The following is a 23,934-nucleotide window of genomic DNA, read 5'->3' as shown; positions in this document are numbered from 1 at the left end:
CCCTCAATGCGATTTGTGCCTTTATAAGCGTGATATTGGGGCAAAAAACCCATGCTGGGGCACTGGCATGCAATTTGCTCCCTTGTGAGGCAGGTTGCCTTGGCAGAGTATTCGCGCCGGCATCACCCACATTCTAAGGGCATCCACTACTAAGCCCGAAGCCACCCGGAGGACACTATGTCGAAGTCGGTTCAACTCATCAAAGATCATGACGTCAAGTGGATTGATCTGCGCTTCACGGACACCAAAGGCACTCAGCACCACGTGACCATGCCGGCTCGCGACGCGCTGGATGAAGCTTTCTTCGAAGAAGGCAAAATGTTCGACGGTTCCTCCATCGCTGGCTGGAAAGGCATCGAAGCCTCCGACATGATCCTGATGCCGGACGACAGCACTGCCGTCCTCGACCCGTTCACCGAAGAGCCGACCCTGATCCTGGTTTGTGACGTGATCGAGCCTTCGACCATGCAAGGCTACGACCGCGACCCACGTGCGATCGCCAAACGCGCCGAGGAATACCTGAAGTCGACCGGTATCGGTGACACCGTATTCGTTGGTCCGGAACCAGAATTCTTCATCTTCGACGAAGTGAAGTTCAAGTCCGATATCTCTGGTTCCATGTTCAAAATCTTCTCCGAACAAGGTTCGTGGATGTCCGACCAGGACGTGGAAGGCGGCAACCGTGGCCACCGTCCAGGCGTCAAAGGCGGCTACTTCCCTGTTCCGCCGTTCGACCACGACCACGAAATCCGTACCTCCATGTGCAACGCCATGGAAGAAATGGGCCTGGTCATCGAAGTTCACCACCACGAAGTGGCGACTGCCGGTCAGAACGAAATCGGCGTGAAGTTCAACACCCTGGTCGCCAAGGCTGACGAAGTTCAGACCCTGAAGTACTGCGTACATAACGTTGCTGATGCATACGGCCGCACCGCGACCTTCATGCCTAAGCCTCTGTACGGCGACAACGGTTCGGGTATGCACGTTCACCTGTCCATCGCCAAAGATGGCAAGAACACCTTCGCTGGCGAAGGCTATGCCGGCCTGTCCGACACCGCCCTGTACTTCATCGGCGGCATCATCAAGCACGGTAAGGCCCTGAACGGCTTCACCAACCCGTCGACCAACTCCTACAAGCGTCTGGTCCCAGGCTTCGAAGCTCCGGTAATGCTGGCCTACTCGGCTCGCAACCGTTCCGCTTCGATCCGTATTCCTTACGTGTCCAGCCCACGCGCTCGCCGTATCGAAGCCCGCTTCCCGGATCCAGCAGCCAACCCATACCTGGGCTTCGCTGCACTGCTGATGGCTGGCCTGGACGGCATCCAGAACAAGATCCACCCTGGCGACGCAGCTGACAAAAACCTGTACGACCTGCCGCCTGAAGAGGCGAAAGAGATCCCACAAGTTTGCGGCAGCCTGAAAGAAGCCCTGGAAGAGCTGGACAAAGGTCGCGCGTTCCTGACCAAAGGCGGCGTGTTCTCCGATGACTTCATCGACGCTTACATCGCTCTGAAAAGCGAAGAAGAAATCAAGGTCCGCACCTTCGTACACCCACTGGAATACGAGCTGTACTACAGCTGCTGATCCGGTAGCGCTGCGGCACGCGGCGTGACAAAAAGAGGCCTCCTTCGGGAGGCCTTTTTTGTGCCCGCAATTCAGCGGCAACGCCGTACTCCTGTGGTGTTTGAGGGATCTCGGAAATCATTCCCGGATGTTTACAGCTTGGGCCAACCGCCGCCACTGACCTATGCTGCAATCCAACGCTTTCGTTTCTGGTCGATTTTATGGGTCGTGGTTTTCTATTGATGCTGCTGTTGATCGCCCTGCCCGCCGCAGCGCAGATCTATAAGTACACCGACGCCGCCGGGAACACCGCCTACAGCAATCAGCCGCCTGACGGCGTGAAGGCGGAGCCGGTCGAGTTACCGCCGCTCAATAGCGTCGAGAGCCAGACACCTGCCGCCCCACCTGTCGAAGCCACCAGCCGCGAACAGCCGCGCAGTGCCTACGAGGTGCTGGAGCTGACCAACTTGCCCACCACCGAGGCGCTGCGCGCCAACAACGGCACCTTCACCGTCAACGTGCTGATCAAACCCCGTCTGCAAGGTCCGCATTTATTCAGGTTGTTGCTGGACGATCAGCCTTATGGCCAGCCGAGCAACGTGCCAATTCTGCAGCTGGTCAACATTGATCGCGGCACTCACAGCCTCGCGGTCCAGGTGATCGAGGGGGAAAACGTCGTCCAGCAGAGCCCGGTCCTGACCTTCACCGTCCAGCGAGTGCACAAGCCGTGAGGGGGTGGCTGTTGCTCGCCTGCCTGGTCGTGCTGCCCGTGTCGGCCGAAGTCTTCACCTACATCGACGCCCAGGGCAATCGGGTCTTCACTGACCAGCCCGGCTCCCGCAACGCCAAACGCGTGCCGCTGGCGACGAGCAACCGCATGTCCGCCAACCCGACCGGCGCAGCGCCGGTGATTGCCGGGAAAAAAAACGAAACCAAGCCGCTGTTCCGCTACGAACTGCTCAGAGTGCTGGTGCCCGAGCCCGACGCCACGGTTCGTAGCAGCGCTGGCGAGCTGATCGTCAGCGTCACCAGCGAACCCGGCCTGCAACGGGGTCATCGCTACCGTTTGTTGCTGGACGGGCAGTCCACCGCTGAACCCGGCCCGAGTCCGGTATTTGCCTTGAGCAACATCGACCGTGGCAGCCATAACCTGTCGGTAGAAATTCTCGATGAGCAGGGCCGCATCGTCGAACGTACGGCCAATCAACCGTTTCACATGCTGCGCATCTCCCTCGCGCAGAAACGCCAGGTCAAACCCTGCACGCTGACCGACTACGGCCAACGACCGGAATGTCCGCTCAAAGACAAACCCGAAGAAGAAAAAAATCCCTTCCTGCGCTTCTTCTAACGCCATTCAGCTTTGCGCACTATATTGGTGCAATAGCTTGCACCGTACCCACATTCCAACCCATTTTGGTTCGAAAGTACCCGCAAAAGCTGGCAGAACGCCACGCAAACGAGCGTCAAACGCCCGTTTCAGGCCTTTAACGCTTCTTTTCGGAGCCTTGGTTTGGTTTTTGCATTTTCCTCGCATCAGCGCTTTATTCATGCGCGCGCCCTGCTCCAAAAGAGGTCCCGATGACCATTAGCGACGCACTACACCGTTTGCTACTCGACAACCTCACCACCGCCACCATTCTGCTCGATGCCGAACTGCGCCTTGAGTACATGAACCCGGCGGCAGAGATGCTCCTGGCCATCAGCGGTCAGCGAAGCCATGGGCAGTTCATCAGCGAGTTGTTCACTGAATCCACCGAGGCGTTGAATTCCCTGCGTCAGGCGGTCGAGCAGGCGCACCCGTTCACCAAGCGCGAAGCGATGCTCACGGCCCTCACCGGCCAGACGCTGACCGTCGATTACGCGGTAACACCGATCCTGGCCAACGGCGCCACCATGCTGCTGCTGGAAGTCCATCCACGAGACCGCTTGTTGCGGATCACCAAGGAAGAGGCGCAGCTGTCGAAACAGGAAACCAGCAAGATGCTGGTGCGCGGCCTCGCTCACGAAATCAAGAATCCGCTGGGAGGGATTCGCGGCGCAGCCCAGTTGCTCGCCCGCGAACTGCCGGAAGAGAGCCTGCGCGATTACACCAACGTCATCATTGAAGAAGCCGACCGCCTGCGAAACCTCGTGGACCGCATGCTCGGCTCCAACAAACTGCCTTCGCTGGCCATGTGCAACGTCCACGAAGTGCTGGAACGTGTCTGTCATTTGGTCGAGGCGGAAAGCCAAGGCTGCATCACGCTGGTGCGCGACTACGACCCGAGCATTCCCGACGTGCTGATCGACCGCGAGCAGATGATTCAGGCCGTCCTGAACATCGTGCGCAACGCGATGCAGGCCATCAGCAGCCAGAACGAGCTGCGCCTGGGCCGCATCACTTTGCGCACCCGCGCCATGCGCCAGTTCACCATCGGCCACGTGCGCCATCGCCTGGTGACCAAGATCGAAATCATCGACAACGGTCCCGGCATTCCTGCAGACCTGCAGGAAACCATCTTCTTTCCCATGGTCAGCGGCCGTCCGGACGGTACCGGGCTGGGCCTGGCCATTACCCAGAACATCATCAGCCAGCACCAGGGCCTGATCGAATGTGACAGCCATCCAGGCCACACCACCTTCTCGATCTTTCTGCCACTGGAACAAGGAGCCACATCGACATGAGCCGTAGTGAAACCGTGTGGATCGTCGATGACGACCGTTCTATCCGTTGGGTCCTGGAAAAAGCCTTGCAACAAGAAGGCATGACCACGCAAAGCTTCGACAGCGCCGATGGCGTGATGAGCCGTCTGGCGCGCCAGCAGCCGGACGTGATCATCTCCGACATCCGCATGCCGGGGGCCAGCGGTCTGGACCTTCTGGCGCGGATTCGCGAGCAACACCCACGGTTGCCAGTGATCATCATGACTGCGCACTCCGATCTGGACAGCGCTGTCGCGTCCTATCAGGGCGGTGCGTTCGAGTACCTGCCCAAGCCGTTCGACGTGGACGAAGCCGTGTCGCTGGTCAAGCGCGCCAACCAGCACGCCCAGGAACAGCAAGGCCTGGAAGTCCCGGTTGCCCTGACCCGCACACCCGAAATCATCGGTGAAGCGCCGGCGATGCAGGAAGTGTTTCGCGCCATCGGGCGCCTGAGTCACTCCAACATTACCGTGTTGATCAACGGTGAATCGGGCACGGGTAAAGAGCTGGTGGCCCACGCCCTGCACCGTCACAGCCCACGGGCGGCTTCGCCGTTCATTGCGCTGAACATGGCGGCGATCCCGAAGGATCTGATGGAGTCCGAACTGTTCGGCCATGAAAAGGGTGCGTTCACCGGCGCGGCCAATCTGCGTCGCGGACGGTTCGAGCAGGCGGACGGCGGCACGCTGTTCCTTGATGAGATCGGCGACATGCCGGCTGACACACAAACCCGTTTGCTGCGCGTGCTGGCCGACGGCGAGTTCTATCGCGTCGGCGGTCATGTGCCGGTGAAGGTTGATGTACGAATCATCGCCGCGACGCACCAGAACCTGGAAACCCTGGTGCACGCCGGGAAATTCCGTGAAGACTTGTTCCACCGCCTCAACGTGATCCGCATTCATATACCGCGGCTGTCGGACCGTCGCGAAGACATCCCGACGCTCGCCAAGCACTTCCTCAGCCGCGCCGCGCAAGAACTGGCGGTAGAGCCGAAGCTGCTGAAAAGTGAAACAGAGGAATACCTGAAGAACCTGCCGTGGGGCGGCAACGTGCGTCAGCTGGAGAATACCTGCCGCTGGATCACGGTGATGGCTTCGGGTCGCGAAGTGCACATCAGCGACCTGCCGCCGGAGTTGCTGAGCCTGCCCCAGGATTCAGCGCCAGTGACCAACTGGGAGCAAGCGCTGCGTCAGTGGGCTGATCAGGCGCTGGCTCGCGGTCAGTCGAGCCTGCTCGACACGGCAGTGCCGGCCTTCGAACGGATCATGATCGAAACCGCACTCAAGCATACCGCTGGCCGCCGCCGCGATGCCGCCGTTTTGCTGGGTTGGGGGCGTAATACCCTGACGCGCAAGATCAAGGAGCTGGGGATGAAGGTGGATGGCGGGGATGATGATGAAGGAGAAGAGGGTTAACCGGCTGTTAGTACTTCGCTGCCAGTGAGATCCAATCGCGGGCTTGCCCGCGATGCTTTTGGCGGCCGAATGCACCGCCGCAAGGCACCGTGAACCGCAATCGCGCACGCCAACTGATCCGAAATCCTGCCTGCATTCGCAATCGAACCCTTATCGAAAAAACACGAAAGCCCCGTAATACGGGGCTTTCGGCGTTTCAATCAGTGTTTCTGTTTCAACTTGTTAAAACCTGGCACGCCCCCTGCAATAGTCCATTCAGTGATTCAGTTCACTACCCGGTTTCGGGGACCTTGGTACAGGCAGGCCGGGGATTCCCCTCTTTACATCGGGCTCATACCGCACTTGCGATGAGCCCAAACAGTTTTGGGGCCCTTGATACAGGCAGGTCAGGGGTTCCTTCTTTACACCGGGCTCACGACGCAATGCGCGAGCCCTCCCGTTTTGGGAACCTTGGTACAGGCAGGCCGGGGATTCCCTCTTTTATTGCTCTCGGAGATGGATCTCCAGCCGCCAGCGGTCATCGACCTCGCTACCGGCCCACTCCCCCTGCAGTGGCCGGGCCGCCACGACCGACAGCAACAGCCCCCCGTCACTCGAACGCACCCGCCAGTTCACGATCTTGTCGTTGAGCTTGAGCTGACCTTTCTGCGCCTTGCCCTCAGCCTCGAACAGCAACGCCAGGCTGCCGTCCACAAACTCCCCATGGGACTTGGGTTCGTTGTTGAACCACACCACCAGCCCGTCGCTCGTCACGTCGACTTGCTGCAGTTCGCTGGGGTCGGGCGTGGTCAGGCGACCGATCATCAGCCCCACCATTACTCCGACAATCGCCAGCGAACCCATCACCCGCGGGAATAGTTTCGAACGCGGGTCCGCTTGCGGCGTAGAATGCGCGTCATCTTTACCTTCGGAGCCGTGCATGTTTCACGTCATCCTTTTCCAACCAGAAATTCCGCCGAATACCGGCAACGTTATCAGGCTGTGCGCCAACAGTGGCTGCCACCTGCATTTGATCGAACCGCTGGGCTTCGAGATGGATGACAAACGCCTGCGCCGGGCCGGCCTCGACTACCACGAGTATGCCACCCTGCAACGCCATGCAGACCTCGCCAGCTGCCTGGAAAGCCTTGGTCATCCGCGGCTGTTTGCCTTTACCACCAAGGGTTCGCGGCCGTTCCACGACGCGAGCTTCGCCGAGGGCGACGCGTTCCTGTTCGGTCCGGAAAGCCGTGGCCTGCCGGCTGAAGTGCTCGACGCCCTGCCTGGTGAACAACGCCTGCGCCTGCCGATGCGCGAAGGCTGCCGCAGCCTGAACCTGTCGAACACCGTGGCGGTTGCCGTGTACGAAGGCTGGCGCCAGCTCGGTTTCAAGTAACACCCATAACAAATGTAGGAGCGAGCCTGCTCGCGAAGAGGGCGTGTCAGTCGACATCAATACCGACTGAAACACCGCTTTCGCGAGCAGGCTCGCTCCCACATGGGTGTTGCTGAACCGCTTACTGAACGGTCGGAGTCTCGCCCGCCGCCTGCATGCGTTGCAGCTCTTGTGCGTACAGCGCATCGAAGTTCACCGGAGCCAGCATCAGGGCCGGGAACGAACCACGGGTCACCAGGCTGTCCAGGGTTTCGCGAGCGTACGGGAACAGGATGTTCGGGCAAAACGCGCCGAGGGTGTGGCTCATCGAAGCGTCGTCCAGGTTCTTGATCAGGAAGATCCCGGCCTGTTGCACTTCAGCGATGAACGCCACTTCGCCGTTTTCACCGTTCTTCACGGTAACCGACAAGGTCAGTACGACCTCGTGGAAGTCACCTTCCAAGGCCTTTTGACGAGTGTTCAGATCCAGACCGACGCTCGGTTCCCACTGCTGGCGGAAGATCGCCGGGCTTTTCGGGGCTTCGAACGACAAGTCACGTACATAGATGCGCTGCAAGGAGAATTGCGGTGCGGTGTCTTCTTCGCTGGCTGCAGTGTTCTGTTGGTCAGTCATCTCAGATCCTTTCTGATCTTGGGGTCTTATAGGGAAGGCATTCAGGCCTTGAGCATGGCGTCGAGCTTGCCGGCGCGCTCCAAGGCAAACAAATCATCACAGCCGCCAACGTGGGTGCTGCCGATCCAGATCTGCGGCACGGACGTACGTCCGGCCTTCTGGGCCATGGCGGCGCGCACCTGCGGCTTGCCATCGACCTTGATCTCTTCGAAGGCCACGCCTTTGTTCTCGAGCAAGTACTTGGCTCGCGAGCAGTAAGGGCAGTAATCGCTGGAATAGACGACGACGTTGCTCATATCACTTCACCAGCGGCAGGTTGTCGCCTTTCCAGCTGGAAATACCGCCGGACAGCTTGGCGGCGGTGAAGCCGGACTTCATCAGCTCGCGGGCATGCGTGCCGGCGGTCTGGCCCATGGCGTCGACCAGGATGATGGTCTTGGCCTTGTGCTTTTCCAGTTCGGCGACGCGAGCGGCCAGTTTGTCGTGAGGAATGTTCAACGCGCCAACAATGTGACCGGCGGCGAAATCCTTGACCGGACGAATGTCGATCACAACACCCGCGTCCTTGTTGACCAGCCCGGTCAGTTCACCGGTGCTCAGGCTGCGGCCGCCGCCTTGCATTTGATAAGCGATCAGCAACGCCAGCAGTACGACGAAGATACCGACGAGCAGATAGTGGTTAGTGGCAAATTCAATCAGGTGAGCAACCATCGAAGGAGGTTCCAGGGCGTTAAAATGTCGGCCAGTATACACAGCCACTATGGTGGGCCAAACCCCGTCCGGCGGTGACGCCGTCGGAACTTCGCTTTAAACTGCCACTCCCTTTTCCATTGCCCTCTTTTAACTCAGCCACGAGTGGAATCCATGACTACCACGCCTAAACCTTTGGTCCTGATTATTCTCGACGGCTTCGGTCACAGTGACAGCCCTGAGTCCAACGCCGTGTTTGCGGCCAAGAAGCCCGTACTGGACCGTTTGTGGGCCACCGTGCCGAACGGCCTGATCTCGGGCAGTGGCATGGACGTCGGCCTGCCGGATGGCCAGATGGGCAACTCCGAAGTCGGCCACATGAACCTCGGTGCCGGCCGTGTTGTGTATCAGGACTTTACGCGCGTGACCAAATCGATCCGCGACGGCGAGTTTTTCGAGAACCCGACTATCTGCGCCGCGGTGGATAAAGCCGTAGCTGCCGGCAAAGCCGTGCACTTCATGGGCCTGCTGTCCGATGGCGGCGTGCACAGTCACCAGGATCACCTGGTCGCCATGGCCGAACTGGCCTACAAGCGCGGCGCGGAGAAAATCTACCTGCACGCCTTCCTCGATGGCCGCGATACGCCACCGAAAAGCGCCCAGTCGTCCATCGAATTGCTCGACGCGACCTTCCAGGCCCTCGGCAAAGGCCGGATTGCCAGCATCATCGGCCGTTACTTCGCCATGGACCGCGACAACCGCTGGGACCGCGTATCCCAGGCTTACAATCTGATCGTCGATGGCAACGGTGAATTCAACGCCGCCACCGCCCAGGAAGGCCTGCAAGCCGCGTACGAACGTGGCGAGAGCGACGAATTCGTCAAAGCCACCTCCATCGGTGAGCCGGTGAAAGTCGAAGACGGCGACGCCGTGGTGTTCATGAACTTCCGCGCCGACCGCGCGCGCGAGCTGACCCGCGTGTTCGTCGAAGACGATTTCAAGGAATTCGAGCGGGCACGCCAGCCGAAACTGGCCGGCTTCGTCATGCTCACCCAATACGCCGCCAGCATTCCTGCGCCTTCGGCCTTCGCCGCCGGCAGTCTGGACAACGTGCTCGGTGACTACCTGGCAAAAAACGGCAAGACACAGCTGCGCATCGCCGAAACCGAGAAATATGCCCACGTGACCTTCTTCTTCTCCGGCGGTCGTGAAGAACCGTTCCCGGGTGAAGAGCGCATCCTGATCCCGTCGCCGAAAGTCGCCACCTATGACCTGCAGCCGGAAATGAGCGCGCCGGAAGTCACCGACCGCATCGTCGATGCCATCGAAAACCAGCGTTACGATGTGATCGTGGTCAACTACGCCAACGGCGACATGGTTGGCCACAGCGGTGTGTTTGATGCCGCGGTGAAAGCCGTGGAATGCCTGGACCTGTGCGTCGGCCGCATCGTCGATGCCCTGGAAAAAGTCGGCGGCGAAGCGCTGATTACGGCCGACCACGGCAACGTCGAGCAAATGTCCGATGCCTCCACTGGCCAGGCACACACTGCTCACACCACCGAGCCAGTGCCGTTCATCTATGTCGGCAAGCGGAACTTCAAGGTGCGTGATGGCGGCGTGCTGGCGGATGTCGCGCCGACGATGCTGATGCTGCTGGGGATGGAAAAACCATCTGAAATGACCGGCACATCGATTCTGGTGTAACCAGATCCATCTGACGACGCCAAACCCTGTGGGAGTGAGCCTGCTCGCGATAGCCATCTGACAGCCAACATCATTGTTGAATGTCAGGGCGCCATCGCGAGCAGGCTCGCTCCCACAGTGGTTTTGGAGTGTTTTCAGAGGCAACACCGCTCCAGTTATCACACAGCCCCAATTGGGCGTTTTTTTTGCAGCGTGGGGCGGGCATACTAGGCCGTCCCTTTCCCTGGTATCACCCGCCTCTATGCTTCGCGTCCTGATAGCCCTTGCTCTGACTTGCCTGCTCCAACCGGCCTTTGCTGACGAGCGCGCGCAAACCCAACAACAGTTGGACGCCACGCGTCAGGACATTGCCGAGCTGAAAAAACTGTTGGGCAAGCTCCAGGAAGAAAAATCCGGCGTACAGAAAGACCTCAAGGGCACCGAGACCGAGATGGGCAAGCTCGAGAAGCAGGTCGAAGCCCTGCAAAAAGAGCTGAAGAAAAGCGAATCCGAGCTGCAGCGTCTCGATGGTGAGAAAAAAAAACTCCAGAGCGCGCGCATTGAACAGCAACGACTGATCGCCATTCAGGCCCGCGCGGCCTATCAGAACGGCCGTCAGGAGTACTTGAAGCTATTGCTCAACCAGCAGAACCCGGAAAAATTCGCCCGCACCCTCACCTATTACGACTACCTGAGCCAGGCCCGCCTGGAGCAGCTGAAGAATTTCAACGAAACCCTGCGCCAACTGGCAAATGTCGAAAAGGACATTTCCCTGCAGCAAGCGCAATTGCTGGTGCAGAAGAGCAGCCTCGACAGCCAGCGGGATGAACTCGACAAAGTCCGTCAGGAACGCCAGCGAGTCCTGGCCAAGCTGAGTGACGACGTAAAGGCTCGCGACCAGAAGCTGGCCGCCCGCGAGCAGGATCAGGCGGACCTGTCTAAAGTCCTTAAAACCATTGAAGAAACCCTGGCCCGCCAGGCTCGAGAGGCAGAAGAGGCGCGGCAAAAAGCGCTGATCGCCCAGCAGGAAGCCGAAAAAAAGCGTTTACGTGAGGCCGAGGCTCAAGCAAATGCCACCGACGCCCCACGCAAACCCGTTAAATCAACACCCGGTGCGCTGGTTTCCAGTTCAGGCGAAACCTTCGGCGGCCCTTTTGCTTCAACTCGCGGCAAACTTCCGTGGCCGGTTGATGGTCGACTGCTGGCACGCTTTGGCGAAACCCGTGGCGACGACTCCCGAACCAAGTGGGACGGCGTGATGATCAGCGCCTCCGCCGGCAGCCAGGTGCATGCCGTGCATGGCGGACGCGTGGTGTTTGCCGACTGGTTGCGCGGTGCGGGGCTGTTGGTGATTCTCGACCACGGCAACGGTTTCCTGAGTCTTTACGGTCACAACCAGACGCTGCTCAAGTCTGCGGGTGACGTGGTAAAAGCCGGTGAGTCCATCTCCACTGTTGGCAGCAGTGGCGGGCAGGACACACCAGCGCTGTATTTCGCTATTCGTCAGCAGGGTCACCCGAGTGATCCGGCGCAATGGTGCCGCGCGCAAGGATAGGCGTTGAGTCACCTACATTAGGAGTTCGTTCGACATGCTGCATTTGTCCCGTCTTACCTCGCTGGCCCTGACGATCGCCCTGGTGATCGGCGCGCCTCTGGCGTTCGCTGCTCAACCGGCTCCGGCGGTCGCGCCTGCGGGCACTGCTGCGACCACCAAGGCGCCGTTGCCGCTGGAAGAGTTGCGCACCTTTGCCGAGGTCATGGATCGGATCAAGGCAGCCTATGTCGAGCCGGTGGACGACAAGACCCTGCTGGAAAACGCCATCAAGGGCATGCTCAGCAATCTCGATCCGCACTCCGCCTACCTGGGCCCGGAAGACTTCGCTGAATTGCAGGAAAGCACCAGCGGCGAATTCGGCGGCCTGGGCATCGAAGTCGGTGCCGAGGACGGCTTCATCAAGGTGGTTTCGCCTATCGATGACACCCCGGCCTCCAAGGCTGGCATTCAGGCCGGCGACTTCATCGTCAAGATCAACGGCCAGCCGACTCGCGGCCAGAGCATGACCGAAGCCGTGGACAAGATGCGCGGCAAGATCGGCCAGAAAATCACCCTGACCCTGGTTCGCGATGGCGGCACGCCGTTCGACGTGACCCTGGCCCGCGCCATCATTCAGGTGAAGAGCGTGAAGAGCCAGTTGCTGGAGTCCGGCTACGGCTACATCCGTATCACCCAGTTCCAGGTCAAGACAGGCGAAGAAGTCTCCAAGGCCCTGGCCAAGTTGCGCAAAGACAACGGCAAGAAACTCAAAGGCATCATCCTCGACCTGCGTAACAACCCGGGTGGCGTGCTGCAAGCGGCAGTGGAAGTGGTCGACCACTTCATCACCAAAGGCCTGATCGTTTACACCAAAGGCCGCATCGCCAACTCCGAGTTGCGCTTCTCCGCCACCGGCAAGGACGAAAGCGAAGCCGTGCCAATGGTTGCGCTGATCAACGGCGGCAGTGCCTCGGCCTCGGAAATTGTTGCCGGCGCCCTGCAGGATCAGAAGCGCGCGGTGATCATGGGCACCACCAGTTTTGGTAAAGGTTCGGTGCAAACCGTGCTGCCGCTGAACAACGACCGCGCACTGAAGATCACCACGGCGCTGTACTACACGCCGAACGGTCGCTCGATCCAGGCCCAGGGCATCGTCCCGGACATCGAAGTACGCAAGGCCAAGATCACCAGCGAGCAGGACGGCGAGTACTTCAAGGAAGCCGATCTGCAAGGTCACCTGGGCAATGGCAACGGCGGCGCCGACAAACCGACCGGCTCCAGTGGCAAAGCCAAGGCGATGCCGCAGGACGATGATTACCAGTTGGCCCAGGCCTTGAGCCTGCTCAAAGGGTTGAGCATCACCTCCGGCCGCTGAGATGCGCCTGCGGCTGGCTCTCGGTCTGCTGTGCTGTCTGGCGGGTGTTGCTCACGCGGCGCCCGCCCCTCAAAAGGCCTACCTCACACTGATCATCGATGACCTGGGGCAGAACCTGCCCCGGGATCGCCGCGTGCTGGCCCTGCCCGGCCCGGTAACCACCGCGATCATGCCCGACACGCCCCACGCCACCGAATTCGCCCGCGAAGCCCATCGCGCCGGCAAGATCGTCATCCTGCACATGCCCATGGACCCAGCCACGGGCCCGTTCGCCTGGCATCCCGACTTGCCCATCGACGAACTCGAAAAACGCCTCAATGCAGCGTTCAAGGTCGTGCCTTACACCGCGGGCATCAACAATCACATGGGCAGCCGGATGACTGCTCAAACCGCTGCCATGGCCTGGCTGATGGCGGATTTGCAGCGGCGGCACAAGTTCTTCCTCGACAGTCGAACCAGCGCGCAAACCGTGGGGGCGGCCGAGGCGCAGAAGATCGGGTTGGCGAGTGTTTCGCGGGATGTGTTTCTGGATGATGAGCGCACGGAAGCGGCGATTTTCACGCAGTTGCAGACGGCGATTAATTTGGCGCACAAGCAAGGCTCGGCGGTGATGATCGGGCATCCGTATCCGCAGACACTGGCGGTGCTGGAGAGGGAACTGCCCAAGCTCAAGGCTCAGGGCATTGAGTGGATCGACATCAAGCAGATGATCAGCGTGCGCAGCAATCGCGCGACGGCTGCGCATGGAAAGGATGGCGTTTACCGCTAATCCGCAACAACACAAAACCACTGTGGGAGCGAGCCTGCTCGCGATGGCGGTGAATCAGCCAACAGTGATGTTGACTGACACTGCCTCATCGCGAGCAGGCTCGCTCCCACACTTGAACACGGTGGTATCAGAGATACCGCGCCATGATCTCGTCCACCACGCCTTCCTTGCGCAGCTGATCCAGCGCGGCCTGCAGCTTGGCGACGGTTTCATCTGGCACGTTTTTGTTCAGCGCCAGGTACAACTCGGCGCTGTTGAAACGCAGTACCGTCTTGAGCCCGGTCACGCCGTCCTGTCGAGCCAGATATCGCCCGGCCGGGTCACCCGTGGCCCACAAGTCGATTTGGCCGCTGGTCAGTTTCTTCGCGTTGTCCTGATCGCGCAGCACGACAATCGGCTTCAACCCTTGCTTGGCCAGCGTCTCGGCAATCGCATCGCCCTTGTACGCGCCAATCTTGTATTTGCGCGCATCTTCCAGCGTTTCCAGGCTGATTTTGCTGTCCGCCTTGGCCAGCATGATCCAGTCATCCGGGCCTATCGGGCCGACCCATTTGAAGAGCTTTTCGCGGTCCGGCAACCGCGCCATCACGAACACGCCATAACCCGGTTTCTCGAGGGCGAGCTTGTAGATTCGCTCCCAAGGGAAACGCAGCGTCAGGCTGTAGGTAATGTCGGCGCGCTTGAACATCTCACGGACGATGTCCACGGCGATGCCGTTGATGTTCTCGTCCTGAGCGAAGTTCTTGCCGTTCTTGGCCATGTTGTAAGGCGGGAAGTTTTCCGTCAGCAACACGAGGTCGGTGTCAGGATTTTCTGCAGCGTGCACTCCATTGATAAGCAATAGAGAGGCACTGGCGAGGGCAAGAAGAAGGCGTTTGAGCATGTCTGGCTACCGAAATCCATGGCGTGCCCAAGAGTGCCCTGAGCCCGCCATGATGTCCACTGGCCTGTATCGGTTTGTTTAGCGCATCACGATGCCGCGATGAGCCATGTAGGCCTTGGCTTCCTGCACGGTGTATTCGCCGAAGTGGAAAATACTCGCCGCCAATACCGCGCTGGCGTGGCCTTCGAGAATGCCGTCTGCCAAATGCTGCAGGTTGCCGACACCGCCGGAGGCGATCACCGGAATACCCAGCGCATCGCTGATGGCGCGGGTCACGCCCAGGTCGAAACCATTTTTCATGCCGTCCTGATCCATGCTGGTCAGCAGGATTTCACCGGCACCCAGGCCTTCCATCTTCTTCGCCCACTCGACGGCGTCGAGACCGGTTGGCTTGCGCCCGCCGTGGGTGAAGATTTCCCAGCGCGGGGTTTCGCCCGGACCGGAGACTTTCTTGGCATCGATGGCGACGACGATGCATTGCGAACCGAAATGCTGCGCCGCTTCGCCAACGAATTCCGGATTGAAAACCGCAGCGGTGTTGATCGAAACCTTGTCCGCGCCGGCATTCAGCAAGTTGCGAATATCCTGCACAGTGCGCACGCCGCCGCCCACGGTCAGCGGAATAAACACCTGGCTGGCCATGCGTTCAACGGTGTGCAACGTGGTGTCGCGACCATCGACACTGGCGGTGATGTCGAGAAAGGTAATCTCGTCGGCACCCTGCTCGTCGTAGCGACGGGCGATTTCCACCGGGTCACCGGCGTCACGAATGTTCTCGAACTTGACGCCCTTGACCACCCGGCCGTTGTCCACGTCCAGGCAAGGGATGATGCGTTTGGCCAGCGCCATGGTCAGTCCTCAGCCTTTGTACGAATCGCAGAAAGCTTGCGCTTCAGCGACGTCGAGGGTGCCTTCGTAGATCGCCCGGCCGGTGATCGCGCCGATGATGCCTGGCGCCTTGGCGTCGAGCAGCGACTTGATGTCACCCAGATTGTGGATACCGCCGGAAGCGATCACCGGAATGCGCGTGGCAGCAGCCAGCGCCGCGGTGAACGGTACGTTGCAGCCCTGCATCATGCCGTCTTTGGCGATGTCGGTATAAACGATCGCGGACACGCCGTCGGCTTCAAATTGCTTGGCCAGGTCAATGACCTGAACGGTGCTGATTTCAGCCCAGCCGTCGGTGGCAACAAAACCGTCCTTGGCGTCCAGGCCGACGATCACCTTGCCCGGGAACGCGCGGCAGGCTTCAGCCACGAAAGCCGGATCTTTCACGGCTTTGGTGCCGATGATCACGTAGCTCACGCCCGCTTTCACGTAGTGCTCGATGGTTTCCAGGGAGCGGATACCGCCGCCGATCTGGATCGGCAGGTTCGGGTAGCGCTTGGCGATGGCCGTGACCACTTCGCCGTTGACCGGCTGACCTTCGAAGGCGCCGTTCAGGTCGACCAGATGCAGACGACGGCAACCGCCCTCCACCCACTTGGCAGCCATGCTCACCGGGTCATCGGAGAACACTGTGGAATCTTCCATGCGGCCCTGGCGCAGACGAACACAGGCACCGTCCTTGAGATCGATAGCGGGAATAATCAGCATCTGGCAAACCTTCAAATTCGATTGTTCAGCTTCGCTCGAAAATCAGTTTTTCTCGAGCGCCCACAGGTCGCTTTCGATGCTTTCGAACCTCTCTTTGAGGTGCGTCTGCACATCGAAAATCGCCCTGTTGTAATAGTGCGGAGCAATTTCGCGAGTAAACAGCTCAAGAATTTCGGCCGCCTCGAACGAACCCAGGTCCAGTTCGAAGCGATCCTCCATGAAGCGTTTGATCTTGTGATTGGCCTCGCTCTCCTGTTCGGGAGTGAGGGTCAGGATCGGCGGCTTCTTCTTGACGGCCATTTACCAGCGACCATCCCACGCAGCGAAGTTCTGCAGCAATTGCAGGCCATGGGTATGGCTCTTCTCCGGGTGGAACTGCACGGCGAAACGCGAGCCATCGGCCAGCGCCGCAGCGAAATCGACACCGTAGTGCCCGCCACCCACCACCTGCCGCGCATTGCCGGCAGCGATGTAGTAGCTGTGCACGAAGTAGAAACGCGCCAGGTCCGGAATGTTGTGCCACAGCGGATGCGAGATCGTCTGCTTCACTTCATTCCAGCCCATGTGCGGGACCTTCAGGTGTTCGCCGTCTTCGTGCAGGTCTTTGCCGAAGAACTTCACCGCGCCCGGGAACAGGCCGATGCAGTCGACGCCGTCGTTCTCTTCGCTGCTGTCGAGCAAGGCTTGCATGCCGACGCAGATGCCGAGGAACGGACGGTCCTGGCTGACTTCACGCACCAGCGAATCGAAGCCCAGGCGACGGATTTCCGCCATGCAATCGCGAATCGCGCCGACGCCGGGAAAAACCACCCGGTCGGCTTCGCGAATCACGTCGGCATCGCTGGTGATCAGGACCTTGCCGGCACCGACGTGCTCGAGGGCCTTGGCCACCGAGTGCAGGTTGCCCATGCCGTAATCGATAACCGCGACCGTCTGCATTACAGAACGCCTTTGGTCGACGGCATCTGACCGGCCATGCGGTCATCGAGCTCTACGGCCATGCGCAGGGCGCGGCCGAATGCCTTGAACACGGTTTCGATCTGGTGGTGGGTGTTGGTGCCACGCAGGTTGTCGATGTGCAGGCTGACCAGCGCATGGTTGACGAAGCCCTGGAAGAATTCCTGGAACAGGTCAACGTCGAAACCGCCAACGGTGGCGCGGGTATAGGGAACATGCATCTGCAGGCCTGGACGGCCGGAGAAGTCGATCACCACGCGCGACAGCGCTTCATCGAGCGGCACGTAGGCATGGCCGTAGCGACGGATGCCTTTCTTGTCGCCGATGGCTTTGGCAAAGGCCTGACCCAAGGTGATACCGACGTCTTCCACGGTGTGGTGGTCGTCGATATGCAGGTCACCCTTGCTGACGATATCCAGGTCGATCAGCCCGTGACGGGCGATCTGGTCCAGCATGTGCTCAAGAAAAGGAACACCGATATCAAATCGGGCCTTTCCGGTGCCATCCAGGTTGATCGAGGCTTTGATCTGGGTTTCCAGAGTGTCGCGCTCGACTGACGCCTTACGTTCGGCCATCACCAGCTCCGCAAAATCATTGGGCGAAAAAGGCAGCCATTATAGGGGCGCGGGCGGGAAACAGAAACACGGGAGGTGATATCACTGACGGAGTGAATCCGGGCGTGTCGGGGATAGACATGTCCATACAAGCCAATCGGACGGAATACAAAACAAATGTGGGAGCGAGCCTGCTCGCGATGAGGCCATGACATTCAACATCTCTGTCGACTGTCAGACCGCTATCGCGAGCAGGCTCGCTCCCACAGGGGTAGTGCGTTTTACTTAGTGGAACAGAACAGCCGTCTTCTGCAGGGTCACCCAGACACCCCACGCCAACGGAATCCCCACCACCAGCCACGCAGCAATCGCCAACGGCTTGGTGCCCGGCGCCGCTTTCCACTCCAGCACAGTGCTGGCGTCAGCACCCTTGTCATGGCCCAGCGCCTGTTCGGCGGCCAGTTCGGCGTCGGTCATGAAGTACTTGTCGGCCACCGGACGCACCAGCAGGTTGCAGATGAAACCCAGCACCAACAGGCCCGCGAGGATGTACAAGGTAATGTCATAGGCCGCGGCGCGTTCAACGCCGATGCTCAGTTGATACTCACGCAGGTAGTTCACCAACACTGGACCCAGCACGCCTGCGGCCGCCCATGCCGTCAGCAGACGACCGTGGATCGCGCCGACCATTTGCGTACCGAACAGGTCTGCCAGGTAAGCCGGCACCGTCGCGAAACCACCGCCGTACATCGACAGGATGACGCAGAACGCCGCCACGAACAGCGCAACGTTGCCCAGGTGACCGAGGTTCGGGATCAGCGCGTACAGCGCGAAACCGAGAGCGAAGAACACAAAGTAAGTGTTTTTGCGACCCAGGTAGTCCGAGAACGACGCCCAGAAGAACCGGCCGCCAATGTTGAACAGGCTCAGCAAACCGGTGAAACCGGCAGCAATCGCCGCGATCGAGGCCAGTTGCCCGGCATCCAGCTGACCAAACGTCTGGTCAGTGCCCAGCAATTTACCCGCGAACACTTCCTGCAACAGTGGCGAAGCCATGCCGAGGATGCCGATACCGGCGGATACGTTCAGGCACAGCACCAGCCACACCAGACGGAATTGCGGGGTTTTCCACGCCACATTCACGTGCACGTGACGATGGGTGATCATCGCGTTCGAAGCTTTCTTCGCCGGAGCGGTCCAGCCTTCAGGCTTCCAGCCGGTTGGCGGAACGCGATAGGACAGTGCGCCGCCGATCATGAACACGAAGTAGATCGCGGCCATCACCAGGAAGCTCTGCCACACGCCCACGCTTTCTGCCGATGCGAAGTGACCCATCAAGGCCGCCGCCAGCGGAGCACCGACCATCGCGCCGCCACCGAAACCCATGATCGCCATGCCGGTCGCCATGCCGCGCTTGTCCGGGAACCACTTGATCAGGGTCGAAACGGGCGAGATGTAACCCAGGCCCAGGCCGATACCGCCAATGACCCCGGAGCCGATCCACATCAGCCAGATCTGGTGCGTGTACACGCCCAACGCCGAAATCAGCAGGCCACCACACCAGCACAGAGCCGACACAACGCCAGCCTTGCGCGGCCCGGCGTGCTCCAGCCAGCCGCCCCAGATCGCTGCGGAACAGCCGAGGAAGATGAAGAACAGGGTGTAGATCCAGCCGAGCATCGAGATCGGCCAGTCGCATTGCGAAGAGAAAACCTGCGAGATGAAGCTCATGTCCGGCGCGCAAGCCACTGCCTTGGTCACGCCCAGTGCCTTTGACAGCGGCAGCCAGAACACCGAAAAGCCGTAAGCCATGCCGATGCAGAGGTGGATGGCCAACGCGGCCGGTGGTACCAGCCAGCGGTTGAAACCGGGCTTGGCGATGATGCGCTCCTTGGACAGGAACGAGGGCTGGTCGGCGTTGAGGCCGTCCGCCGTGATGCTCGTGGTCATTGTGTATCCCCCAATTATTAGTATGGTTCGCCAGCACTCTTCACCCCCCAGCCTTATGCGCACGCATGACTGTTTTTAAGGTGAAGCTCCATTTTGGTGCGACATCACGTCGCAGAAGGACGGACGAACTGGCAGAGGTTACCATTTGCACGTGACAGAAAAACCAAACTGATATCACCTTTTCTAAAGTCGTCTGTTCTCGTACCACTGAAGGAACCGCCATGCCTATCATCGTCGAGCTGCTGAACGAAGCCACCTATCAGGATCAGCAGGATCTACAGAAAATCTACCGTGACGCGCCGGACTGGCTGTTCGCCCCGTTCGCCGGCGATGTGCAGTTGATTGAAGGCTGCCTGCGGGACGGTTCGCTGATCGGCGGGCGTTTCAACGATCGCCTGTTGGGGGCCGCACGCCTGCAAAGGCATCAGGACGTCTGGCATCTTTCCCAGCTATGCGTGAGAAAAATCACCCGTCGTCGCGGGGTAGCTGAACGGCTGGTGAACGAAGCCCAGGCAATGGCGTCCCAATCGGGCGCGACATTACGCCTGCTGGCGCCTGCCGGGCACCTTGAGGCACAAGCCCTGGCGGCCAAGTTGAAAGTGCCGCTGGATACACTGCCGGACTGATCGCTGACCGGTCGTCCGCTTCGGGGCGCTATACTCCCCGGCTATATTCGAATTCGACTAACTACAAGGACTCGCCCATGAAAGCGTTCGGCAAAATCCTGGGTCTGGTACTTCTCGGGCTGTTGCTGATCATTGTGGCGCTGGGCTTTGCCCTGACCCACCTCTTCGATCCCAACGACTATAAAGACGAGATCCGCCAGATTGCCCGCGACAAGGCCCACATCGAGCTGACGCTCAATGGCGATATCGGCTGGAGCCTGTTCCCGTGGCTCGGCCTGGAATTGCACGAAGCCAGTGTCGCGACCCTGGCCAAGCCCACTGAACCGTTCGCTGACTTGCAGATGCTCGGCCTGTCGGTGCGCGTGCTGCCACTGCTGCGCCGTGAAGTGCAGATGAGCGATGTTCGCGTCGAAGGCCTGAACCTGCGCCTTAACCGTGACAAGGATGGCCACGGCAACTGGGAAGACATCGGCAAGGCTCCCACGACTGCCGATCCGACTGCGCCTCCCGTCACTCCCGGCAAACCTGCACCGGAAACCACCGTCCAGGTGGAAAAACCGGCGCAACCGATTCGCCTGGACATCGACAGCCTGACCGTCAATAACGCCCGCGTTGAATACAGCGACGAGAAGACCGGCAAGCAGTTCAGCGCCGAAAGCATCCAGCTGAGCACCGGGCCGGTTCACGATTCCACCAACATCCCGGTCAAACTCACCGCGTTCCTCGGCACCAACCAGCCGGTTCTGCGGGTGCGTACCGAACTCAGTGGCGAGCTGCGTTTCGAGCGCGCCCTGCAACGCTACAAATTCGAAGATATGAAGCTGTCCGGTGAAGTCGCCGGCGATCCGCTGCAAGGCAAAACCGTGACTTTCGCCGCCCAAGGGCAGTTGTTGCTGGATAAAGCGGCAAACGTCGCCGAATGGACCGGCATCAAGATTTCTGCCAACCAGCTGCGCGCACTGGGCGAGCTGAAGGTCAACGACCTCGACAAGACACCGCAAATCAACGGCGGCATTTCGATTGCCCAGTTCGACCTGGCGAAGTTCGTCGACAGCATCGGCCAGACACTCCCGGCCATGGCGGAGGGTAGCCTGAGCAAAGTCGAACTCGTCAGTCGCGTTGCCGGTACGCCGACCAGCGTGGTGTTCGACAGCATCAACCTGAAAGTCGACGACAGTACCTTCACCGGCCGCATTGCCGTCGAAGACTTCGCCAGGCAATCGCTGCGAGCGGTCCTCAAGGCCGACACGTTCAACGTCGACCGCTACCTGCCGCCAAAATCCGCCGAAGCCGACAGCGCAACCCAAGTGCGCAAGGCTGAAGTCGCCAGCACCGAAGCCGACGCCATGGCCGGCGCAGGTAGCACGCCGCTGCCGGACAAGCCCACCAAAGACGCGTGGAGCAGCGAGCGCCTGTTGCCGGTGGAGCGCCTGAGCAAACTCGACGTGGACGCTGACCTGACCTTTGGCCAGTTGACCCTCCAGAAACTGCCGATCCAGAACGCGGCGCTCAAGGCCAATGGCAAGGAAGGCCTGCTGACCCTCGAGAATCTGCGCGGCGACCTGTACGACGGCACCTTCGAATCCAAGGGCACCCTCGATGTGCGCCAACAGACACCGGCGCTGAACATGCAGACGAGCATCCGCAAAGTGCCTGTGGAAAAAATCCTCGAAAGCCAGGGTAAAAATCCGCCGGTCAAAGGCCTTGTCACGCTCGACAGCAACCTGACCGGCAACGGCAACAGCCAGAAAGCGCTGATCGAAACCCTCAACGGCAACGCCAGTTTCGTCATCAACAACGGCGTGCTGCTCAATGCCAACCTCGAACAGCAACTGTGCAAAGGCATCGCCACGCTCAACCGCAAAACCCTCAGCGGCGAACCGCGAGGCAAGGACACACCGTTCCAGGAACTCAAGGGCAACCTGACTTTCCGCAATGGCGTGGCCAGCAACCCAGACCTGAAAGTGCGTATTCCGGGCATGACCGTGAAGGGTGACGGCGACGTCGACCTGCGGGTGCTGGGCATGGATTACCGCGTGGGCATCATCGTCGAAGGCGACACCAGCGCCATGCCGGATCCAGCCTGTCAGGTCGGAGACAAATTCGTCGGCATCGAATGGCCGTTGCGCTGCCGCGGCCCGCTGGAACTCGGCGCCAAGGCTTGCCGCCTCGACAATGAACGCATGGGCCAGGTCGCCACCAAAATGGCCGGCGACAAGATCAGCGAAAAGATCGACGAGAAGCTGGGCGACAAGGTCAGCCCTGAGCTGAAAAACGCATTGAAGGGGCTGTTCAAGCGATGAGATCCGAGCAGTTTTCATCGGCGGTGCTGGACTGGTACGACCGCCACGGCCGCCACGACTTGCCTTGGCAACAAGGCATCACACCGTATCGGGTGTGGGTCTCGGAAATCATGCTGCAGCAGACCCAGGTCAGCACCGTGCTGAATTACTTCGACCGTTTCATGGCCTCGCTGCCGACGGTCGAAGCGCTGGCCGCTGCGCCGGAAGATGAAGTGCTGCACCTGTGGACCGGCCTCGGTTACTACACCCGCGCGCGCAATTTGCAGAAAACCGCAAAGATCGTCGTTGCCGAGTACGGCGGCGAGTTTCCGCGGGATGTGGAAAAGCTGGTTGAGTTGCCGGGGATCGGTCTGTCCACGGCGGGCGCCATCGCCAGCCTGAGCATGGGCCTGCGGGCACCGATCCTGGATGGCAACGTCAAACGGGTGCTGGCGCGGTTTACAGCGCAAGAGGGTTATCCCGGCGAGCCAAAGGTCGCCAAACAGCTGTGGGCGAACGCTGAGCGCTTCACGCCCCATGATCGGGTCAACGCCTACACCCAGGCGATGATGGATCTGGGCGCCACGCTTTGCACCCGCAGCAAACCGAGCTGCCTGCTCTGCCCGCTGGAAAAGGGCTGCGAAGCACACATGCTCGGCCTGGAAACCCGCTACCCGATCCCCAAACCGCGCAAAGCCGTGCCACAGAAGCGCACGCTGATGCCGATGCTCGCCAACGACGAGGGTGCGATTCTGCTTTACCGCCGCCCCTCCACAGGCTTGTGGGGCGGTCTCTGGAGCTTGCCGGAACTCGACGACCTCGATGACCTGCAGCATCTGGCTTCGCAGCACTCGCTGGAGCTGGGCAGCCAACAGGCGCTGCCGAGCCTGGTGCACACCTTCAGCCATTTTCAGTTATCCATCGAACCCTGGCTGGTTCAGGTCCAGGAGGCCGGCCATCACGTGGCCGAGGCCGACTGGCTCTGGTATAACCTCGCCACCCCGCCGCGCCTGGGCCTTGCCGCCCCGGTCAAAACCTTGCTCGAACGCGCGGCCGCCGTATTGAACGCAGGAGAGTCGTCATGACCCGCACCATCATGTGCCGCAAGTACAAAGAAGAACTGCCCGCCCTGGAGCGCGCGCCATTCCCGGGCGCAAAAGGCCAGGACATTTTTGACCACGTCTCGGCCAAGGCCTGGGCCGACTGGCAGAAACACCAGACCCTGCTGATCAACGAAAAACGCCTGAACATGATGAACGCCGAAGACCGCAAATACCTTCAGGGCGAGATGGACAAGTACTTCTCCGGCGAGGAATACGCCAAGGCTGACGGCTACGTTCCGCCGGCTGAATAATTCCGTTTTTTCGAGGGTCGGAACGTAAGCGAC

The 23,934-nt window shown here is 60.2% G+C and carries 25 protein-coding genes; 14 read left to right on the top strand and 11 right to left on the bottom strand.

What is annotated here, in order from left to right; all coding sequences use genetic code 11:
* The first annotated feature begins 177 nt into the window (after window positions 1-177).
* From glnA to ntrC, 5 genes are all read left to right on the top strand, one after another.
* Entirely contained in the window at window positions 178-1,584 is a 1,407-nt protein-coding gene (gene glnA / locus ACM6IQ_RS22860) for a glutamate--ammonia ligase (RefSeq protein ID WP_017336068.1), read from the top strand.
* 200 nt (window positions 1,585-1,784) lie between these two features.
* Window positions 1,785-2,294: a DUF4124 domain-containing protein gene (locus tag ACM6IQ_RS22855; protein WP_017336067.1), complete on the top strand. Its 510-nt coding sequence runs from the start codon at window positions 1,785-1,787 to the stop codon at window positions 2,292-2,294.
* A complete protein-coding gene (locus tag ACM6IQ_RS22850) occupies window positions 2,291-2,911 on the top strand; it encodes a DUF4124 domain-containing protein (RefSeq protein ID WP_414879918.1) in 621 nt (206 codons plus the stop codon). Before ACM6IQ_RS22855 ends, ACM6IQ_RS22850 begins: the two co-directional genes overlap by 4 nt.
* Before the next feature lie 230 nt (window positions 2,912-3,141).
* On the top strand, window positions 3,142-4,227 hold the full coding sequence (gene glnL / locus ACM6IQ_RS22845; protein WP_017336065.1) for a nitrogen regulation protein NR(II): 1,086 nt from the start codon (window positions 3,142-3,144) through the stop codon (window positions 4,225-4,227).
* A complete protein-coding gene (ntrC, locus tag ACM6IQ_RS22840; protein ID WP_017336064.1) occupies window positions 4,224-5,660 on the top strand; it encodes a nitrogen regulation protein NR(I) in 1,437 nt (478 codons plus the stop codon). Before glnL ends, ntrC begins: the two co-directional genes overlap by 4 nt.
* A gap of 480 nt (window positions 5,661-6,140) precedes the next feature.
* Here ntrC and ACM6IQ_RS22835 read toward each other — a convergent pair whose 3' ends face one another.
* Entirely contained in the window at window positions 6,141-6,581 is a 441-nt protein-coding gene (locus ACM6IQ_RS22835; protein ID WP_414879917.1) for a hypothetical protein, read from the bottom strand.
* Between ACM6IQ_RS22835 and ACM6IQ_RS22830 the strand changes: the two genes are divergently transcribed.
* Complete coding sequence (locus tag ACM6IQ_RS22830; protein ID WP_007949025.1) at window positions 6,580-7,035, top strand: tRNA (cytidine(34)-2'-O)-methyltransferase; 456 nt, start codon at window positions 6,580-6,582, stop codon at window positions 7,033-7,035. The two genes, ACM6IQ_RS22835 and ACM6IQ_RS22830, sit on opposite strands and share 2 nt — an antisense overlap.
* 121 nt (window positions 7,036-7,156) lie before the next feature.
* Here ACM6IQ_RS22830 and secB read toward each other — a convergent pair whose 3' ends face one another.
* From secB to ACM6IQ_RS22815, 3 genes are read right to left on the bottom strand one after another with little or no spacing between them, the layout of a single operon-like run.
* Window positions 7,157-7,648: a protein-export chaperone SecB gene (gene secB / locus ACM6IQ_RS22825; RefSeq protein ID WP_017336062.1), complete on the bottom strand. Its 492-nt coding sequence runs from the start codon at window positions 7,646-7,648 to the stop codon at window positions 7,157-7,159.
* Window positions 7,649-7,689: 41 nt separating this feature from the next.
* Complete coding sequence (grxC, locus tag ACM6IQ_RS22820) at window positions 7,690-7,944, bottom strand: glutaredoxin 3 (protein WP_008149430.1); 255 nt, start codon at window positions 7,942-7,944, stop codon at window positions 7,690-7,692.
* A 1-nt stretch (window position 7,945) separates the two neighbouring features.
* Window positions 7,946-8,359 carry a rhodanese-like domain-containing protein gene (locus ACM6IQ_RS22815; RefSeq protein ID WP_008024918.1) on the bottom strand — a complete coding sequence of 138 codons (414 nt, stop codon included), beginning with the start codon at window positions 8,357-8,359 and terminating at the stop codon, window positions 7,946-7,948.
* 153 nt (window positions 8,360-8,512) lie between these two features.
* Between ACM6IQ_RS22815 and gpmI the strand changes: the two genes are divergently transcribed.
* The 4 genes from gpmI (at window position 8,513) to ACM6IQ_RS22795 (ending at window position 13,699) form a co-directional block, all read left to right on the top strand.
* Window positions 8,513-10,042, top strand: coding sequence for a 2,3-bisphosphoglycerate-independent phosphoglycerate mutase (gpmI, locus tag ACM6IQ_RS22810; RefSeq protein WP_414879916.1), 1,530 nt, complete (start codon window positions 8,513-8,515; stop codon window positions 10,040-10,042).
* Window positions 10,043-10,283: 241 nt separating this feature from the next.
* Window positions 10,284-11,576 (top strand): murein hydrolase activator EnvC family protein, encoded by a 1,293-nt coding sequence (locus tag ACM6IQ_RS22805; RefSeq protein ID WP_017336060.1) that lies wholly within the window; start codon window positions 10,284-10,286, stop codon window positions 11,574-11,576.
* Between the two features lie 34 nt (window positions 11,577-11,610).
* Window positions 11,611-12,930: a S41 family peptidase gene (locus ACM6IQ_RS22800; protein WP_017336059.1), complete on the top strand. Its 1,320-nt coding sequence runs from the start codon at window positions 11,611-11,613 to the stop codon at window positions 12,928-12,930.
* A gap of 1 nt (window position 12,931) precedes the next feature.
* Entirely contained in the window at window positions 12,932-13,699 is a 768-nt protein-coding gene (locus tag ACM6IQ_RS22795; RefSeq protein WP_414879915.1) for a divergent polysaccharide deacetylase family protein, read from the top strand.
* A 127-nt stretch (window positions 13,700-13,826) separates the two neighbouring features.
* On the opposite strand, the gene ACM6IQ_RS22790 is transcribed toward ACM6IQ_RS22795, so the two are convergent.
* The 7 genes from ACM6IQ_RS22790 to ACM6IQ_RS22760 form a co-directional block, all read right to left on the bottom strand.
* Window positions 13,827-14,582 (bottom strand): substrate-binding periplasmic protein, encoded by a 756-nt coding sequence (locus tag ACM6IQ_RS22790; protein ID WP_414879914.1) that lies wholly within the window; start codon window positions 14,580-14,582, stop codon window positions 13,827-13,829.
* Between the two features lie 78 nt (window positions 14,583-14,660).
* Complete coding sequence (hisF, locus tag ACM6IQ_RS22785; RefSeq protein ID WP_007897430.1) at window positions 14,661-15,431, bottom strand: imidazole glycerol phosphate synthase subunit HisF; 771 nt, start codon at window positions 15,429-15,431, stop codon at window positions 14,661-14,663.
* 9 nt (window positions 15,432-15,440) lie between these two features.
* A complete protein-coding gene (gene hisA, locus ACM6IQ_RS22780; protein WP_017336056.1) occupies window positions 15,441-16,178 on the bottom strand; it encodes a 1-(5-phosphoribosyl)-5-[(5-phosphoribosylamino)methylideneamino]imidazole-4-carboxamide isomerase in 738 nt (245 codons plus the stop codon).
* A 42-nt stretch (window positions 16,179-16,220) separates the two neighbouring features.
* On the bottom strand, window positions 16,221-16,478 hold the full coding sequence (locus tag ACM6IQ_RS22775) for a DUF2164 domain-containing protein (RefSeq protein ID WP_008005317.1): 258 nt from the start codon (window positions 16,476-16,478) through the stop codon (window positions 16,221-16,223).
* Window positions 16,479-17,117 carry an imidazole glycerol phosphate synthase subunit HisH gene (hisH, locus tag ACM6IQ_RS22770; RefSeq protein WP_084318199.1) on the bottom strand — a complete coding sequence of 213 codons (639 nt, stop codon included), beginning with the start codon at window positions 17,115-17,117 and terminating at the stop codon, window positions 16,479-16,481. It abuts the gene before it with no gap.
* On the bottom strand, window positions 17,117-17,710 hold the full coding sequence (gene hisB / locus ACM6IQ_RS22765; RefSeq protein WP_003218037.1) for an imidazoleglycerol-phosphate dehydratase HisB: 594 nt from the start codon (window positions 17,708-17,710) through the stop codon (window positions 17,117-17,119). The genes hisH and hisB overlap by 1 nt, the downstream gene beginning before the upstream one ends.
* A gap of 264 nt (window positions 17,711-17,974) precedes the next feature.
* Complete coding sequence (locus ACM6IQ_RS22760; RefSeq protein ID WP_017336054.1) at window positions 17,975-19,639, bottom strand: OFA family MFS transporter; 1,665 nt, start codon at window positions 19,637-19,639, stop codon at window positions 17,975-17,977.
* Between the two features lie 221 nt (window positions 19,640-19,860).
* On the opposite strand from ACM6IQ_RS22760, the gene ACM6IQ_RS22755 reads away from it, so the two are divergent.
* From ACM6IQ_RS22755 to ACM6IQ_RS22740, 4 genes are all read left to right on the top strand, one after another.
* Window positions 19,861-20,265, top strand: coding sequence for an acetyl-CoA sensor PanZ family protein (locus ACM6IQ_RS22755; RefSeq protein WP_414879913.1), 405 nt, complete (start codon window positions 19,861-19,863; stop codon window positions 20,263-20,265).
* A gap of 77 nt (window positions 20,266-20,342) precedes the next feature.
* Complete coding sequence (locus tag ACM6IQ_RS22750; protein ID WP_414879912.1) at window positions 20,343-22,568, top strand: AsmA family protein; 2,226 nt, start codon at window positions 20,343-20,345, stop codon at window positions 22,566-22,568.
* On the top strand, window positions 22,565-23,632 hold the full coding sequence (mutY, locus tag ACM6IQ_RS22745; protein ID WP_017336051.1) for an A/G-specific adenine glycosylase: 1,068 nt from the start codon (window positions 22,565-22,567) through the stop codon (window positions 23,630-23,632). Before ACM6IQ_RS22750 ends, mutY begins: the two co-directional genes overlap by 4 nt.
* The gene (locus ACM6IQ_RS22740; protein WP_010464608.1) at window positions 23,629-23,901 is read left to right on the top strand and encodes an oxidative damage protection protein; all 273 of its coding nucleotides are present in this window, start codon (window positions 23,629-23,631) and stop codon (window positions 23,899-23,901) included. The genes mutY and ACM6IQ_RS22740 overlap by 4 nt, the downstream gene beginning before the upstream one ends.
* Window positions 23,902-23,934: the final 33 nt, after the last annotated feature.

Origin of the sequence: Pseudomonas sp. IT-P100 (assembly GCF_949767185.1) — a bacterium.
Taxonomy (GTDB): Bacteria; Pseudomonadota; Gammaproteobacteria; order Pseudomonadales; family Pseudomonadaceae; genus Aquipseudomonas; species Aquipseudomonas fluorescens_B.
The sequence above is the reverse complement of the archived record's forward strand: the minus strand, read 5'-3'. Positions and strand labels throughout refer to the sequence as shown.

Excerpts from the sequence above, each read along its gene's own strand:
- ACM6IQ_RS22760 (WP_017336054.1), bottom strand. The coding sequence starts at position 19,639 with ATGACCACGAGCATCACGGCGGACGGCCTCAACGCCGACCAGCCCTCG.
- hisB (WP_003218037.1), bottom strand. The coding sequence starts at position 17,710 with ATGGCCGAACGTAAGGCGTCAGTCGAGCGCGACACTCTGGAAACCCAG.
- hisF (WP_007897430.1), bottom strand. The coding sequence starts at position 15,431 with ATGGCGCTGGCCAAACGCATCATCCCTTGCCTGGACGTGGACAACGGC.
- glnL (WP_017336065.1), top strand. The coding sequence starts at position 3,142 with ATGACCATTAGCGACGCACTACACCGTTTGCTACTCGACAACCTCACC.
- hisA (WP_017336056.1), bottom strand. The coding sequence starts at position 16,178 with ATGCTGATTATTCCCGCTATCGATCTCAAGGACGGTGCCTGTGTTCGT.
- ACM6IQ_RS22750 (WP_414879912.1), top strand. The coding sequence starts at position 20,343 with ATGAAAGCGTTCGGCAAAATCCTGGGTCTGGTACTTCTCGGGCTGTTG.
- ACM6IQ_RS22855 (WP_017336067.1), top strand. The coding sequence starts at position 1,785 with ATGGGTCGTGGTTTTCTATTGATGCTGCTGTTGATCGCCCTGCCCGCC.
- ACM6IQ_RS22775 (WP_008005317.1), bottom strand. The coding sequence starts at position 16,478 with ATGGCCGTCAAGAAGAAGCCGCCGATCCTGACCCTCACTCCCGAACAG.
- ACM6IQ_RS22815 (WP_008024918.1), bottom strand. The coding sequence starts at position 8,359 with ATGGTTGCTCACCTGATTGAATTTGCCACTAACCACTATCTGCTCGTC.
- ACM6IQ_RS22790 (WP_414879914.1), bottom strand. The coding sequence starts at position 14,582 with ATGCTCAAACGCCTTCTTCTTGCCCTCGCCAGTGCCTCTCTATTGCTT.
- ACM6IQ_RS22755 (WP_414879913.1), top strand. The coding sequence starts at position 19,861 with ATGCCTATCATCGTCGAGCTGCTGAACGAAGCCACCTATCAGGATCAG.
- mutY (WP_017336051.1), top strand. The coding sequence starts at position 22,565 with ATGAGATCCGAGCAGTTTTCATCGGCGGTGCTGGACTGGTACGACCGC.
- ACM6IQ_RS22835 (WP_414879917.1), bottom strand. The coding sequence starts at position 6,581 with ATGCACGGCTCCGAAGGTAAAGATGACGCGCATTCTACGCCGCAAGCG.
- ACM6IQ_RS22830 (WP_007949025.1), top strand. The coding sequence starts at position 6,580 with ATGTTTCACGTCATCCTTTTCCAACCAGAAATTCCGCCGAATACCGGC.
- gpmI (WP_414879916.1), top strand. The coding sequence starts at position 8,513 with ATGACTACCACGCCTAAACCTTTGGTCCTGATTATTCTCGACGGCTTC.
- grxC (WP_008149430.1), bottom strand. The coding sequence starts at position 7,944 with ATGAGCAACGTCGTCGTCTATTCCAGCGATTACTGCCCTTACTGCTCG.
- secB (WP_017336062.1), bottom strand. The coding sequence starts at position 7,648 with ATGACTGACCAACAGAACACTGCAGCCAGCGAAGAAGACACCGCACCG.
- ACM6IQ_RS22800 (WP_017336059.1), top strand. The coding sequence starts at position 11,611 with ATGCTGCATTTGTCCCGTCTTACCTCGCTGGCCCTGACGATCGCCCTG.
- glnA (WP_017336068.1), top strand. The coding sequence starts at position 178 with ATGTCGAAGTCGGTTCAACTCATCAAAGATCATGACGTCAAGTGGATT.
- ntrC (WP_017336064.1), top strand. The coding sequence starts at position 4,224 with ATGAGCCGTAGTGAAACCGTGTGGATCGTCGATGACGACCGTTCTATC.
- ACM6IQ_RS22740 (WP_010464608.1), top strand. The coding sequence starts at position 23,629 with ATGACCCGCACCATCATGTGCCGCAAGTACAAAGAAGAACTGCCCGCC.
- hisH (WP_084318199.1), bottom strand. The coding sequence starts at position 17,117 with ATGCAGACGGTCGCGGTTATCGATTACGGCATGGGCAACCTGCACTCG.
- ACM6IQ_RS22795 (WP_414879915.1), top strand. The coding sequence starts at position 12,932 with ATGCGCCTGCGGCTGGCTCTCGGTCTGCTGTGCTGTCTGGCGGGTGTT.
- ACM6IQ_RS22805 (WP_017336060.1), top strand. The coding sequence starts at position 10,284 with ATGCTTCGCGTCCTGATAGCCCTTGCTCTGACTTGCCTGCTCCAACCG.